Source organism: Psychrobacillus sp. NPDC093180, assembly GCF_044754065.1.
In the GTDB taxonomy this organism is placed as follows: domain Bacteria; phylum Bacillota; class Bacilli; order Bacillales_A; family Planococcaceae; genus Psychrobacillus.
On record NZ_JBIVOJ010000010.1, the window covers coordinates 114,671 to 129,865 of the forward strand.

The 15,195-nt window shown below is 38.1% G+C and carries 14 protein-coding genes; 12 read left to right on the forward strand and 2 right to left on the reverse strand.

Annotation, left to right across the window (positions count from 1 at the left end; all coding sequences use genetic code 11):
* The 8 genes from ACIP9W_RS15975 to ACIP9W_RS16010 all read left to right on the forward strand — a co-directional run bounded on the left by ACIP9W_RS15975 (position 1) and on the right by ACIP9W_RS16010 (position 9,259).
* Positions 1 to 1,278: a dihydroorotase gene (locus ACIP9W_RS15975; RefSeq protein WP_400791325.1), complete on the forward strand. Its 1,278-nt coding sequence runs from the start codon at positions 1 to 3 to the stop codon at positions 1,276 to 1,278.
* The gene (locus ACIP9W_RS15980; RefSeq protein WP_400791328.1) at positions 1,278 to 2,378 is read left to right on the forward strand and encodes a carbamoyl phosphate synthase small subunit; all 1,101 of its coding nucleotides are present in this window, start codon (positions 1,278 to 1,280) and stop codon (positions 2,376 to 2,378) included. Before ACIP9W_RS15975 ends, ACIP9W_RS15980 begins: the two co-directional genes overlap by 1 nt.
* Positions 2,371 to 5,568, forward strand: a complete 3,198-nt coding sequence (gene carB / locus ACIP9W_RS15985; RefSeq protein WP_400791331.1) for a carbamoyl-phosphate synthase large subunit — start codon at positions 2,371 to 2,373, stop codon at positions 5,566 to 5,568. The genes ACIP9W_RS15980 and carB overlap by 8 nt, the downstream gene beginning before the upstream one ends.
* Entirely contained in the window at positions 5,565 to 6,341 is a 777-nt protein-coding gene (locus tag ACIP9W_RS15990) for a dihydroorotate dehydrogenase electron transfer subunit (RefSeq protein WP_400791334.1), read from the forward strand. The genes carB and ACIP9W_RS15990 overlap by 4 nt, the downstream gene beginning before the upstream one ends.
* Positions 6,338 to 7,252 carry a dihydroorotate dehydrogenase gene (locus ACIP9W_RS15995; protein WP_400791337.1) on the forward strand — a complete coding sequence of 305 codons (915 nt, stop codon included), beginning with the start codon at positions 6,338 to 6,340 and terminating at the stop codon, positions 7,250 to 7,252. The genes ACIP9W_RS15990 and ACIP9W_RS15995 overlap by 4 nt, the downstream gene beginning before the upstream one ends.
* Positions 7,249 to 7,959, forward strand: a complete 711-nt coding sequence (pyrF, locus tag ACIP9W_RS16000) for an orotidine-5'-phosphate decarboxylase (RefSeq protein ID WP_400791340.1) — start codon at positions 7,249 to 7,251, stop codon at positions 7,957 to 7,959. The genes ACIP9W_RS15995 and pyrF overlap by 4 nt, the downstream gene beginning before the upstream one ends.
* Positions 7,956 to 8,588, forward strand: a complete 633-nt coding sequence (pyrE, locus tag ACIP9W_RS16005) for an orotate phosphoribosyltransferase (protein ID WP_400791343.1) — start codon at positions 7,956 to 7,958, stop codon at positions 8,586 to 8,588. Before pyrF ends, pyrE begins: the two co-directional genes overlap by 4 nt.
* A gap of 362 nt (positions 8,589 to 8,950) precedes the next feature.
* Positions 8,951 to 9,259, forward strand: coding sequence for a hypothetical protein (locus ACIP9W_RS16010; RefSeq protein ID WP_400791346.1), 309 nt, complete (start codon positions 8,951 to 8,953; stop codon positions 9,257 to 9,259).
* Between the two features lie 74 nt (positions 9,260 to 9,333).
* Here ACIP9W_RS16010 and ACIP9W_RS16015 read toward each other — a convergent pair whose 3' ends face one another.
* On the reverse strand, positions 9,334 to 9,762 hold the full coding sequence (locus tag ACIP9W_RS16015; protein WP_400791347.1) for a MarR family winged helix-turn-helix transcriptional regulator: 429 nt from the start codon (positions 9,760 to 9,762) through the stop codon (positions 9,334 to 9,336).
* A 119-nt stretch (positions 9,763 to 9,881) separates the two neighbouring features.
* Here ACIP9W_RS16015 and ACIP9W_RS16020 point away from each other — a divergent pair, with 119 nt between their 5' ends.
* The 4 genes from ACIP9W_RS16020 to ACIP9W_RS16035 all read left to right on the forward strand — a co-directional run bounded on the left by ACIP9W_RS16020 (position 9,882) and on the right by ACIP9W_RS16035 (position 14,375).
* On the forward strand, positions 9,882 to 10,469 hold the full coding sequence (locus ACIP9W_RS16020; RefSeq protein ID WP_400791433.1) for an NAD(P)H-dependent oxidoreductase: 588 nt from the start codon (positions 9,882 to 9,884) through the stop codon (positions 10,467 to 10,469).
* 392 nt (positions 10,470 to 10,861) lie between these two features.
* A complete protein-coding gene (locus tag ACIP9W_RS16025; protein ID WP_400791349.1) occupies positions 10,862 to 12,610 on the forward strand; it encodes an ABC transporter ATP-binding protein in 1,749 nt (582 codons plus the stop codon).
* Between the two features lie 20 nt (positions 12,611 to 12,630).
* Positions 12,631 to 13,308 carry a response regulator transcription factor gene (locus tag ACIP9W_RS16030; protein WP_400791351.1) on the forward strand — a complete coding sequence of 226 codons (678 nt, stop codon included), beginning with the start codon at positions 12,631 to 12,633 and terminating at the stop codon, positions 13,306 to 13,308.
* Positions 13,305 to 14,375, forward strand: coding sequence for a sensor histidine kinase (locus ACIP9W_RS16035; RefSeq protein WP_400791354.1), 1,071 nt, complete (start codon positions 13,305 to 13,307; stop codon positions 14,373 to 14,375). Before ACIP9W_RS16030 ends, ACIP9W_RS16035 begins: the two co-directional genes overlap by 4 nt.
* 134 nt (positions 14,376 to 14,509) lie before the next feature.
* Here the strand turns inward: ACIP9W_RS16035 and ACIP9W_RS16040 are convergent, their stop codons facing one another.
* Positions 14,510 to 15,043, reverse strand: coding sequence for an ECF transporter S component (locus ACIP9W_RS16040; protein WP_282245529.1), 534 nt, complete (start codon positions 15,041 to 15,043; stop codon positions 14,510 to 14,512).
* Positions 15,044 to 15,195: the final 152 nt, after the last annotated feature.

Consider the following 15,195-nt stretch of genomic DNA (forward strand, 5'->3'; position numbering starts at 1 on the left):
ATGACAAAAATTATACAAAACGTTCAAATAGTTAACAATGCAGGAGACTTCGAACAAACTTCGGTTGTCATCAAAGAAGGAAAAATAGCAGAAATCGGAGCAAATGTAACTGCGGAACATGCAACTGTTATAGACGGAAAAGGAATGCTTCTCTCTCCTGGATTAATCGATGTCCATGTCCATTTACGTGAGCCAGGCGGTGAGCATAAAGAAACGATTGAAACAGGGACGAAATCTGCTGCTAGAGGTGGATACACAACGATTTGTGCAATGCCGAATACACGACCTGTACCTGATACAGCGGAAAACTTCTCACATGTACTAGATTTAATAGAAACAAATGCACTAGTGCGAGTACTACCATATGCATCGATTACGATACGCCAAGCTGGAAAAGAAAGAACAAATATTGAAGAGTTGAAAAATCTTGGAGCATTTGCTTTAACGGATGACGGAGTTGGAATACAAGCGGCAGGAACTATGTTAGAAGCAATGGAGGAAGCTGCGAAATTTAATATCCCGGTTGTAGCACATTGTGAAGACAATACACTTATTTACGGTGGTGTGATGCATAAAGGAAAACGTAACGAGGAATTAGGGTTAAAAGGAATTCCATCCGTTTCGGAATCAGTACATATTGCGCGAGATATTCTACTCGCGGAAAGCTCAGGAGCACACTATCATGTGTGTCACGTAAGCACAAAAGAATCGGTGCGTGTTATAAGAGATGCTAAAAGAGCAGGGGTTCATGTCACAGCAGAAGTAAGTCCTCACCATTTATTGCTATGTGAAGACGATATTCCATCTAATGAGGCAATTTGGAAAATGAATCCTCCGCTCCGAGCGAAAGAGGATATGCTTGCTCTGCGTGAAGGCTTGCTAGATGGCACACTCGATTTCGTAGCAACAGATCATGCACCACACTCAGAGGAAGAAAAAGCAGCTGGCTTTGAAAAAGCTCCGTTCGGTATTGTCGGACTTGAAACAGCTTTCCCACTTTTATATACACATTTCGTAAAAACAGGTGAGTGGACTTTAAAGCAATTACTTGACTCTTTAACGACTAAACCATCTGAAGTTTTCGGCTTTGAATTTGGGAAGCTAGAAGTCGGAGCACCTGCAGATTTAGTTTTAATAGATTTAGAAAAAGAGCAAGCAATTGATAAGGAAGCATTTTTATCCAAAGGGAAAAACACACCATTTGACGGATGGAATTGTGCGGGATGGCCGCAAGTAACTATTTATAATGGAGAAATCGTTTGGCAGGAGGAGAACTGATGAAAACAAGATATTTGCTGCTGGAAGACGGGACTGTATTTAAAGGAAATGCATTTGGAAGCGAAGAAGGATCAATTGGAGAAGTAATATTCACTACTGCAATGACAGGCTATCAAGAATCCATTTCAGACCCATCGAACTGTGGTCAAATCTTGACATTTACGTATCCGATGGTTGGAAACTACGGGATTAACCCAGATGATTTTGAATCAATCGAGCTTGCTCTTTCAGGAGTAGTAATTAGAGAGCTTGCAGAACAGCCATCCAATTTTAGAAGCCAACGTACATTAGACGAATTTTTGAAGACAAAAAATGTCCCGGGTATTGAAGGGATCGATACACGAAAATTAACGCGTATCATCCGCAATCATGGATCTTTAAAAGGGAAGCTTACAAAAGCCGGAGAAGAAGTGAATATCGAACAGGAAATAGAAAAACTTAAGGCTACTATTATCCTCAAAAATGTAGTAGAACAAGTCTCTATTACGCGTCCATATCCAAGCCCAGGTCGTGGCAAAAGAGTAGTATTAGTTGACTTTGGCATGAAACATGGCATTTTAAGAGAATTAAATAAACGGGATTGTGACATTATAGTCGTGCCGTACAACACATCTGCAAAAGAAATTTTAGGCATGTCTCCTGACGGAGTTATGCTTTCAAACGGTCCTGGAGATCCGACGGATATTCCAAAAGCAATCGAAATGGTAAAAGAGATTATCGGGCAAGTACCTATTTTGGGCGTATGTCTAGGACATCAACTTATTTCTCTTGCAAGTGGTGCGACCTCTTTCAAATTGAAATTTGGACATCGCGGGGGGAATCATCCAGTAAAAGATTTAACTACTGGTAGAACAGAACTTACCTCTCAAAACCATGGGTACGCAATTGATGCAGATTCGATTGCAAGTACTGATTTGGAAATAACACATATCGCTTTAAATGACGGTACTGTGGAAGGTGTCAAACATACTAAGTATCCAGTGTTTTCTGTGCAGTTCCACCCAGAAGGCTCATCGGGTCCAGAGGATTCCGCTCACTTATTTGACCAATTCATCGAGTTAATGAATGCTAACGAGCAAAAGGAGAGTTCACATGCCTAAACGTCAAGATATTGAAACAATATTAGTAATTGGTTCAGGTCCAATTGTCATTGGTCAAGCAGCTGAATTCGACTACGCTGGAACACAAGCTTGTATTTCATTGAAAGAAGAAGGCTATCGAGTAATTCTAGTAAACTCAAACCCTGCAACAATTATGACAGATACGGAAATAGCAGATAAAGTATATATCGAACCACTCACTTTACCTTTTGTAAGCAAAATAATTCGTAAAGAACGTCCCGATGCGATTCTACCAACACTTGGTGGTCAAACAGGATTGAATATGGCCATTGCACTAGATGAATCAGGTATTTTAGACGAACTAGGAATTGAAATTTTAGGTACGAAGCTTGAAGCAATTCACAAAGCGGAAGACCGTGATTTATTCCGTACTTTAATGAATGAACTAGGGGAGCCTGTACCAGAAAGTGACATTATTCATAATATGGATGAAGCAAAAGCATTCGTAGAAAAAATCGGATATCCTGTAATCGTGCGTCCTGCTTTCACGCTAGGTGGAACAGGGGGCGGTATATGTCATAATGATGCGGACTTGCAAGAAATTGTGACAAGCGGTTTAAAATATAGCCCCGTAACGCAGTGTTTATTGGAAAAATCGATTGCCGGTTACAAAGAGATTGAATACGAAGTAATGCGCGACTCTGCGGATAACGCAATTGTGGTATGTAATATGGAAAATGTAGATGCAGTTGGAATTCATACAGGAGATTCGATTGTGGTTGCCCCAACACAAACACTTTCAGACCGTGAAAACCAAATGCTCCGTAACGTTTCACTTAAAATTATTCGAGCATTAAAAATAGAAGGCGGATGTAATGTACAATTAGCCCTTGATCCGCACAGCTTCAATTACTATATTATCGAAGTGAACCCTCGTGTAAGTCGTTCATCTGCACTTGCTTCTAAAGCGACGGGATATCCAATTGCAAAACTTGCTGCCAAAATTGCTGTTGGATTAACATTAGACGAAATGATGAACCCAGTAACAGAAAAGACTTATGCTTGCTTTGAACCTGCGCTAGATTATATTGTAGCGAAAATTCCAAGATGGCCATTCGATAAATTCGAGTTAGCTAAACGTAATCTAGGAACGCAAATGAAAGCTACTGGAGAAGTAATGTCGCTAGGGCGCACGTTTGAAGAAGCAATTTTAAAATCAGTTCGTTCCCTGGAAACTGGTCATTTCCATATCGAAATGAAAAATGCAGAATCTATTACAGATGAGTGGATGGAAAAACGTATTCGTCGAGCTGGTGACGAGCGATTATTCTTCATCGGAGAAGCGCTACGCAGAGGAGTGTCAGTAGAGCAAATTCATGAGTGGAGTCAAATCGATTTATTTTTCTTAAATAAACTACAAAATATTGTACAGTACGAAAAAGTGATTCAAGCAAATCCATTTGATCAAGAAGTGCTCTACAAAGCAAAACGTATGGGCTTTGCCGATAAAACAATCGCGAAATATTGGAATGTACAGGAGATAGAAGTATACAACTTTAAGAAAGAAAATGGCATCGTTCCAGTTTATAAAATGGTTGATACTTGTGCAGGAGAATTTGAATCAGAAACGCCATACTTCTACGGAACGTATGAAGAAGAAAACGAATCCATCCGTACAAACAAAGAAAGTGTTATCGTGCTTGGATCAGGTCCTATTCGTATCGGTCAGGGGGTGGAATTCGACTACGCAACGGTTCACTCAGTTTGGGCAATTAAAGAAGCTGGGTACGAAGCGATTATTATAAATAACAACCCAGAAACGGTTTCGACTGATTTCTCTATCTCCGATAAATTATACTTTGAACCTTTAACGGTGGAAGATGTAATGCATATCGTAGACCTAGAACAACCAAAAGGGGTAGTCGTACAATTTGGCGGTCAAACTGCGATCAACTTAGCGGCTGCTTTAGAAGAAAGAGGCGTTAAGATTCTAGGTACTAAACTAGAGGATATCGACCGTGCAGAAAATCGCAACGAATTTGAGGCTGCTCTACATGAAATTGATATTCCACAACCACTTGGTAAAACGGCAGTTTCAATAGAAGAAGCAGTAGCAATTGCAAACGAAATCGGTTATCCAGTACTTGTTAGACCTTCTTATGTGCTAGGTGGTCGAGCAATGCAAATCGTCTATAACGAAGAAGAGATTAAACATTATATGGAGCATGCAGTAGAGGCAAGTCCAGAAAAACCAGTGTTGATCGACCGTTACTTAACTGGAACGGAAGTTGAAGTAGATGCCATTTGTGATGGAGAAAACGTATTAATACCAGGAATTATGGAGCATATTGAACGCGCAGGAGTGCACTCTGGTGACTCGATTGCAGTTTATCCACCACAGAAACTTTCGCAGCAGCATATTGATACGCTTGTGGACTATACAACTAGACTTGCAAAAGGATTGAAAATTGTAGGATTGATGAATATCCAATACGTCATTTCAAAAGATGAAGTATATGTGATTGAAGTAAATCCACGCTCCAGCCGAACAGTACCGTTTTTAAGTAAAATCACTTCTATTCCAATGGCAAATATCGCAACCAAAGCAATTTTAGGTCAATCTATTATAGAGCAAGGGTACAAACCAGGACTCGCTCCGAATAGTCAAGGCGTATACGTGAAAGTGCCAGTATTTAGCTTTGCGAAGCTTCGTCGTGTAGATATTACACTTGGTCCAGAGATGAAATCGACTGGGGAAGTGATGGGGAAAGACATCACTTTAGAAAAAGCATTATACAAAGGCTTAGTGGCTGCTGGAATGGAAATAAAGGATCATGGCTCTGTATTAATGACTATTTCGGATAAAGATAAAGCAGAAGGAACGGAAATTGCTAAACGATTCCATAATATCGGCTTCCGCATAATTGCCACAGCCGGAACTGCAGCAGCATTTCAAACAGCAGGAATTCCAGTAGATATCGTAGATAAAATTGGATCAAAAGGTACGACAATAGTAGATGTGATACAAAAAGGCGACGCACAATTTGTTATCAACACACTAACAAAGGGGATGCAGCCAGAACGCGACGGCTTCCGTATCCGAAGAGAATCCGTTGAAAATGGCATTGCATGTTTTACATCCTTAGATACTGCAGAAGCAATGCTACGAGTTATTGAATCAATGGCTTTTTCAACAAATACGATGAAACGTGAGGAGGTTCGTTCATGATTAGACAGGAACAAATGCAAGTAGTAAATCAACAACAAATCGCGACGAACATTTTCGAGCTAACATTAATTGGACAACAAGTATTAGAGATGAAGCAACCAGGTCAATTTGTCCATCTACGATTGTCTGATCAAATGGAGCCATTACTTAGAAGACCGATTAGTATTTCGTCAATAGATAAAGAAACGTTGGAGTTTAAAATGATTTATCGTGCAGATGGTAGAGGAACTACACTTCTTTCTGAAAAGAGACCAGGAGACCAAGTCGATGTACTTGGTCCTCTTGGAAATGGATTTCCGATAGATAAGATAGAAGCAGGTCAAACTGCGTTACTTGTTGGAGGAGGAATTGGCGTACCACCACTTTATGAGTTATCAAAACGACTTGTAGAAAAAGGAGTAAAACCAATTCATGTGCTTGGATTCCAATCAAAGGATGTTGTATTTTACGAAAGGGAATTTGGGCAGCTGGGAAATACATATATTGTCACGGTAGATGGATCACATGGATACAAAGGTTTTGTTACAAATGTGCTAGAAAACTTAGAGGAAGATTTTGCTGTTTACTATAGCTGTGGACCAACGCCAATGCTTTCTGCTTTAGAAAAAATGTATCCAGAAAAAGAAGGATACTTATCATTCGAAGAGCGAATGGGCTGCGGAATTGGCGCTTGTTTTGCATGCGTATGTGAAACGACAGAAAAAACGGAAGCTGATTATGTGAAGGTATGTTCAGATGGTCCAGTGTTCGAGTCAGGAGTGGTTCGTGTATGAATAGATTAGCGGTTGAATTACCAGGACTTTCATTGAAAAATCCCATCATGCCGGCTTCTGGTTGCTTCGGTTTTGGGAAAGAATATGCGAAATTGTATAATCTATCGCAACTTGGAGCTATTATGATTAAAGCTACAACATTAGAAACAAGATTAGGAAACCCGACTCCTCGTGTAGCGGAAACACCTGCAGGTATGTTAAATGCCATAGGGCTACAAAATCCCGGTTTAACGAAAGTAATGGAAAATGAACTCCCTTGGTTAGAGCAATATGATGTGCCAATTATCGCAAATGTTGCTGGAACATTAATGGAAGACTATGTGGGAGTTGCCAAAAGCATTTCACAAGCACCAAATGTGCATGCTCTAGAATTAAACATCTCTTGTCCAAATGTGAAGCAAGGTGGCATTACATTTGGAACAGATCCAGTAGTTGCAGAAGAGTTAACTCGTGCTGTAAAAGAAGTTTCTTCTGTACCTATATACGTAAAACTTTCTCCGAATGTCACAAATGTAAATGAAATCGCAAAAGCAGTAGAAGCAGGCGGAGCAGATGGAATCACGATGATTAATACATTACTTGGTATGCGTTTTGATACGAAAACAGGTCGACCTGTCATCGCAAACGTAACAGGCGGATTATCTGGTCCAGCGATTAAACCCGTTGCCCTGCGTATGGTCTATGAGGTGGCAAAACAAGTGTCAATTCCAATTATAGGAATGGGCGGTGTTTCAACGATTGATGATGTAATTGACTTTTTATCTGCTGGCGCTAGTGCAGTTGCTGTAGGTACGGCAAACTTCGTGGATCCATTTGTTTGCCCAAATTTAATCGAGCAGCTTCCAGAAAAGCTGGATGAACTTGGATTTGAAACAGTTTCAGAACTAATTGGAAGGAGTCATCGATTATGAAAAATAGCCCAATTATTGCGTTAGATTTTGCTTCAGCAAATGATGCTTACAGCTTTTTATCACCTTTTGAACAATCTCTATTTGTGAAAGTAGGAATGGAGCTTTATTTACAAGAAGGACCTGCTATTGTTTATAGATTGAAAGAAATGGGACATGATGTATTTCTGGATTTGAAATTGCACGATATTCCTAATACAGTCGGGCAGGCCATGAAAGGACTAGCAAGATTAGGAGCAGATTTAGTTAATGTCCACGCTGCAGGAGGTGCGGCAATGATGGTTGCCGCACGTGAAGGATTAGAAGCAGGAACATCTGCTGGCAATAAAAGACCTTCTATACTCGCTGTAACACAACTAACCTCTACGTCAGAAAAACAAATGCAGGAAGAGCAGCTGATCCAAACGTCTATCGATGCATCTGTTGTCCATTATGCAAAACTAGCAAAAAGTGCTGGCTTAGACGGAGTTGTTTGCTCAGTGCTTGAAGCTAAGCAAATCGTAGAAGCATGCGGCAATGAATTTTTGCGAGTAACACCAGGCATTCGCTTAGCAGAAGGAGAGGCACACGATCAAATTCGTGTAGCAACTCCCTCTAATGCAAGATTGCTAGGTTCATCACATATCGTCGTAGGACGAGCAATTACAAAAGCAGAAAACCCAGTAGAATCTTATAAAAACATATTCAAAATGTGGGAGGAACTAGCATGACATTAGAAAATACAATCGCAAAAGCATTGCTCGAAGTAGGAGCAGTCGAATTAAAACCAAATGATCCTTTCACATGGGCATCCGGCATCAAATCACCAATATACTGTGATAACCGCATTACGATGTCATCACCAGCAATTCGAAAAGAAATTGCAAGAGGACTAGCAGAAGCAATCGAAAAAAACTTCCCAGGCACAGAAGCTGTGGCTGGAACGGCAACAGCAGGTATACCACATGCTGCATGGGTAAGTGACGTCCTTGAACTTCCAATGATGTATGTTCGTTCAAAAGCAAAAGAACATGGTCGTGGCAATCAAATCGAAGGTAAAATTGTCGAGGGACAAAAAGTAGTAGTTATCGAAGATTTAATCTCCACAGGTGGAAGCAGCTTAGTCGCTGTAGAAGCATTGCAAAATGAAGGCTTTAAAGTATTAGGAGTAGTAAGCATTTTTACATACGGACTTCCGAAAGCAGAGCAAGCATTTAAAGAAGCAGGCATTTCCTTTGTAAGTTTAACGAATTATGATGCACTGACAAATGCAGCAAAAGAAGCGGGAACTATTGCAGAAACAGATTTGCCAATGCTTTCGAAGTGGCATAATGATTTAAAAGAAGGATTGTTGAAATAAAAGTGAAAACGCAAGCAGGTAAACGATAAATTTACTTGCTTGTGTTTTTTTGGTTAGGAGAGCGCAGCAAATTCTCGCCAAAACACCAAACAAAAAAACGAGTCACAGTCATAGGCGTCTCACGCCAAGTAAGCTTGTTATTTTAAGATTTGGTTGCTCTTACGCTAAACTGATTGCTTTCCGTCTAATACTGGTTGCTTTGCTTGACAGTTTAATTGCCCTTATCCATTTTCTGTATCTGTTCATAAACACTTTTTGGACGCTAAAATTATGAAAGTTTACAGACATAATGGTTAATATATGGTATGTTTAATGGAAATTATATCCGATTAAAAATATTATCTAAAAGGGGATGTATGAGGATGTCGTCATCCAGAGTGTTAAAGTGGGTAACTGGTGGTTTAGAGGCGATTTTAGGTGTACCAATATTAGGAGCCACTATAGTGATTAGCTTCTTATGGTTGCCTTTACTTGTAATGCTGATACTACATATTACTACACTTGTACTTACTAAGAACGAAGGGGGTTCAATTACTGGCAGTGTATTAGGGATTGTTACCTCTTGCATTGCTTGGATCCCATTTGTCGGGATGATTATGCATATCATTTCAGCAATTTTTCTAATGATTGATGCTGCAAAACCGGAAATTAACAAAACTGATTTTGTATAACTTAGTGATAGAAAAACGAATCTTATAAACAAAGAAAAAGTCCATCGATTTCTGATGGACTTTTTTATATTCGGTTAATAAAATAATTTTGTTTGAAGTATATCGAGAGCTCGATCAATTTCTTGTAAATCTTCTTTGGAAGCATTTCGTATTCGATCTAGAAAACGTAACTCAACTTTTGCAAAGGCTTCATTCATCAGCGCCTCCCCATCTTTTGAAAGACAAATATATTGTTTTCGACGATCTTCCGTATCACTTATTTTTTCGATTAAGTTTTTTTCACTTAACTTTTTCAACTCACGACTTGTATTAGACATAGACATATGCTGACAATCGCTAATATCGCTAGGAGTAACAGGCTGACTAACGGTTATATATTCAAGAATTTTATATTGAACTGGTGTGATGGACTCCGATTTGGCGTTTTGTGTTAACTCATGGGTCACACGATGTACAGAAGTTAATAATGTTATACATTTATTAAAAAGAATTTTTTTGTCCATAATTTTCACCTCGTAATGCTAACATAACAAAAAGGTTATCTAAAAACAATTATCAATTGACAACTAAAAAAATCGTGCTATCATTTACTTATCAAATGATAAGTAAAAGGAGTGTAATGATGAATACCCTTGTGATTTACACATATCCCAATCATAAAAGTTTAAATTATGCATTCTTACAGAAAGTAATGGAAGGTAGTAATGAAAATCCTAATATAAAAGAGTTACAGTTATTAGATTTGTATGAAGAGGGCTTTGATCCACTTCTCAAATTTAATGAGCATAAACGTAGACGTGACATGTACTGTGATCCGAAACTTGAAAAATATAGAAACCAAATTACTTGGGCCGACAAGATAGTTTTTATTTATCCGATTTGGTGGGGTAGACCTCCAGCGATGCTACTGGGATATATTGATCAATTATTCGCTGCAAATTTTGCCTACAGGGATAAGAAGGGTCTCATACCCGAGGAGCTATTAAAAGGAAAATCAGTAGTATGTGTATCCACTATGAAGGGACCTACAAACTACATATTTGTTTGGTTAAATAATACACATAAAATATTAATGAAACGGGCCCTATTCAGTTTTGTTGGAATAAAAAAAGTGAAGTTTTTTGAATTCGGTAACATGGAAAATGCCAATGGAAAGCAAATTAAAAAACTAAACAAGATATATCGATATTTTAAAAAAGTGAAGGATTAAATAATATTACTGTTTAAAATAAGTACATTTAAAAATAAATTTCAATTAATATTTTATTATGGAATATTTGAAGCGAGAGGTACTTTTAAAAACCTATTATTAAAAGAGTAGTAGGAACTATTGTAGAAGGAGATTTATAAAACTTTCATTATGTTATACTTAAAAGAAAGATTGGGGAAATAAAAAGAAAAGACATTCACTCGTTGTTGAAACAGGAAGTACATTGGCTGCCGTTAGGATATGAACTCAACTGTAATATTCTTTAATAAAAACAACTACAAGAAGAGACATCATGCAACGAAGATGTCTCTTCTTTTTTATATTTCATATTCAGTTCATAAAGAGATGTTAAAGTAACTTTTGTAAAAGAGTTTGTTAGGAGGAAGAAAACAATGAAAGAAGAAAAAAGTGAAAACAAATTAAAAAATTGGCGACAATTTTTTCAATTAATAAAAGAAACGGAACCACCTAAGCTTCTATTAATTATTGCACTTTGTATGAGCTTTGCAACAACGGGGGTAGGATTTATCGTCCCATTATTCACCAAGCAATTAGTAGACGGATTTTCGATTGATTCTCTAAACTATTGGCAAATTATTTTGTTAGTGATTGCATTTGTTGCGCAAGCGATCGCAAGTGGTCTTTCGATTTATTTATTAAATCGTGTTGGGCATCATGTCGTCGCCAATTTAAGAGATCGATTATGGAGAAAATTACTCCATTTACCGATACCTTATTATGACGAGAACGATACCGGTGAGACGTTAAGTCGTGTGACCAATGATACTTTTGTTGTGAAAGAGCTTATTACAGAACATCTTGCGAATTGTTTAACAGGAATTATTGCAATTATCGGTTCTGTTACGATTTTACTATTTTTGGATTGGAAAATGACATTAGTAATGCTGATCGCAGTCCCGATTGCGATGGTTATTTTAATGCTACTCGGTAAACGGATGTATGTAATTTCAAAAGGGATGCAAGACGAAACAGCAAAATTTACTGCTGTGTTGAATCAAGTTTTACCGGAAACACGCTTAGTGAAAGCTTCCAATGCAGAGGATTTGGAATATAAGCGAGGAAAAAAAGGGATTACCAATCTATTTCAATTTGGATTAAAAGAAGCGAAAATACATGCGCTGATCAGTCCTTTAATTTCCTTCGTTCTAATGATTGTACTCGTTGCAATAATTGGATATGGCGGTGTACGTGTCTCTTCAGGAGAGCTAACTGCTGGTGATATGGTCGCGTTTATTTTATATTTAATCCAAATAATTATTCCGATGACACAGTTAACGATGTTCTTTACGCAGCTTCAAAAAGCAATGGGGGCAACGGAACGCATTAGTACAGTACTAGAACATGAAGAAGAAAATGTACATGCAGGTAAGAAGCTAGAAGTAGTTAATGAACCAATCCATGTGCATCATGTAGACTTTGCATACGGAGAAGAGAACATTTTATCGGATATCGATTTTACGATTGAACCGGGTAAAGTAACGGCTATAGTAGGACCAAGTGGTGGTGGGAAAACGACAACATTTTCTCTTTTAGAGCGGTATTATCAACCGACAAAAGGAAGTATTAAACTTGGGGACACTCCAGTTGATATGTTTTCCTTACATTCTTGGAGAAGTAAAATTGGATATGTTGCACAGGAAAGTGCTCTATTATCTGGGACAATACGCGAAAATATTTGTTATGGAATTGAAAAGGATGTGGATGATGCAGAGCTTGAAAGAGTAGCGAAAATGGCATATGCCGATCAATTTATAGAAGCGCTTCCAGATAAATTTGATACAGAAGTAGGGGAAAGAGGGATTAAACTTTCCGGTGGCCAACGACAACGAATTGCAATTGCCAGAGCGTTATTACGTGATCCTCAAATTTTAATGCTGGATGAAGCAACTTCAAGCCTGGATAGTAAATCAGAAATTTATGTGCAAAAAGCACTCGATAATTTAATGAAAGGCAGAACGACACTAGTAATTGCTCATCGTCTTTCTACGGTTGTGGATGCGGATAATATCTTATTTATGGAAAAAGGGCATATTACGGGAAGTGGTACACATGATACACTATTTCAAACACATGCCATGTACCGAGAGTTTGCCAAACAACAATTGCGAATTGAGGAATAAGTGCGAAGGGATTTGTTGCTATGACAAAGCTATTAGTTGTAGATGATGAGGAACATATTAGAGAGCTGATAAAAGTGTTTTTGCAAAATGAGGGATTTAGCGTACTAGAAGCGGTGGATGGTGTGGATGCACTGTCCAAGCTTGAGTCGGAAAAGATTGATATGGTTATTATGGATATTATGATGCCGAACATGGACGGATGGGAGTTGTGTAAGGAAATACGAATGTATCAGGAGGATTTACCGATTCTTATGCTGACGGCAAAAGGAGAAACGACTCAAAAAGTAAAAGGATTTAATCTTGGTACAGATGATTACATGGTGAAACCTTTTGAACCAGCGGAGTTAATCGTACGGGTAAAATCCATTTTAAAGCGTTACCGTATTTCTTTATCACAAACAGTTGAAGTTGGCCATCTTCAGATGAATCGCAATACGTATGAGCTAGTGTATTTGGATGAAAATATTACGCTGCGATTAAAGGAATTTGAGCTTTTATTTACATTAGCAAGTTACCCTGGAAAAACATTTTCACGTGAGCAATTAATAGAAGAAATCTGGGGATTCGATTATGAAGGGGATGAGCGAACCGTAGATGTGCATATTAAAAGGCTCCGTGAAAGATTCCCGGAAGAAGAAAGTGGATTTACGATACGCACGATTCGCGGCCTGGGTTATCGATTGGAGCTAGAAGTATGAAGGATTGGAAGTTCATTGGGAAAATTCTAGCGGTGATTGTAATATTTCTTGTCGCTACTACTGTTTTTTCGTTCTTTTCTTTTCATTTAACCTCTTTTCTTTATGATTGGATTGGAAAGTATCCTCAAGGGTACTGGCAGCAACTCATCACTGTAATAGGGGTAATAATTTTCTTTTGGTGTACAGCCATCATTACTTTTCTGTTCGGTTCTAAAAGACAGCGGGTTTATTGGGATTCGATTGTAGGGGCTTTGCGACAAATGGCCACTGGTGATTTTAATGTAAAATTAGATTTTAAAGCAAATGAACGTGATCAGTTTGGCCAGCTCATTAGTGGGATAAATAATATGGCGGTTGAACTAGGAGAGATGGAGAAGATGCGCCAAGAATTTATTTCCAATGTTTCGCATGAAATTCAGTCTCCGTTAACATCTATTAATGGTTTTGCGAAAGCGTTGAAAAATATTGATATGACCGATGAAAAACGACTTCATTATTTAACAATCATCGAAATGGAAAGTAGTAGATTATCAAAGATTAGTGATAATTTATTGAAACTAACGTCATTAGAATCGCAGCATCATCCATTCGAACCGAAATCATATAGGCTAGATAAACAATTGAAAAGCGTTGTGTTAGCTTGTGAGCCAAGCTGGTTAAGTAAAAATATTGAAATGGATATACAGCTAGATGAAGTGACTATAGTAGCGGATGAAGACTTGATGAATCAGGTATGGATGAATTTACTTAATAATAGTATTAAGTTTACGCCAAATGGAGGAACCATTCGCATTCATATGAGGAAACAAAACGAAACAGCGATTATTTCTGTCAAAGACAATGGAATAGGAATGACAGAAGAAGATCAGAAGCATGTTTTTGAACGATTTTTTAAATCGGATAAATCGAGAACAGCGGTAAATGGAGGGAGCGGCTTAGGGCTTTCCATAGTGAAAAGAATAGTAGATATGCATGACGGAAGTATAACGGTTCAAAGTAAGCTTGCGGAAAGCACAGAATTTATTACAATAATGCCTTTAAAGCAGCGTCCAAGCGATTTGGTGTGATTATTCTAGTCATTTTCCGATAGACTACGGCGGTAAAAGTCTTTGGTTACTTCAATTAGAAGCAATCAAAGAATTTTATGGTTAATACAATAGGTAAATCCCTCTTCCTATTTTGAAGAGGGATTTTAAAATGATTATTTAAAAATAGGCACTTTTTTCAACACAACACAAACTGGAAGAGCTATAACCATACCTACAACAATCTGAACGAGATTGCCGGGAATAGAAGCTAATGGAATAATCCAGCTACCAAATATAACCCGTTCACAAATATAATACACAGCTAACATAACAGGAACTGAACAGATTGTTCCAACTAGATTGAAGACATAACTGTTTCCTTTACGACCATTTGACCAAGCAATTTTTCCAACAATATATCCTTGTAGACCTCGAGCAACAATTGTGAATGGCGCCCACAAAGTCCATCCCATCATTAAATCGAATAACCCCATACCAACAGCTCCGGCAATTGCCCCTTTTTTAGGACCAAATAAAATAGAAGCGATAAAGAGCATAGCTGTACCAAGATGAACTAAACCGCCGTTTGCTGAGATAGGTAGTTTAATATTTAGAAGAACTGTTGCAACAAACACGAGCGCAATTAACATCGAAGTGATGATTAAATCGGTCGTATTCGTTCTCGAATAACTATTAATTGAGTTCATAATTTTATACCTGTCTTTCTTTATGTATTTGTCGATAACTTTATCAAAATTATGGCACTTGTAAAAGCGTCAGTTTAGGACAAAACTTAAGGGTCAGTTTTATTGTTCTAGGATTAAAAAATGAGATATCCGACAATTAACTTGTCGAATAT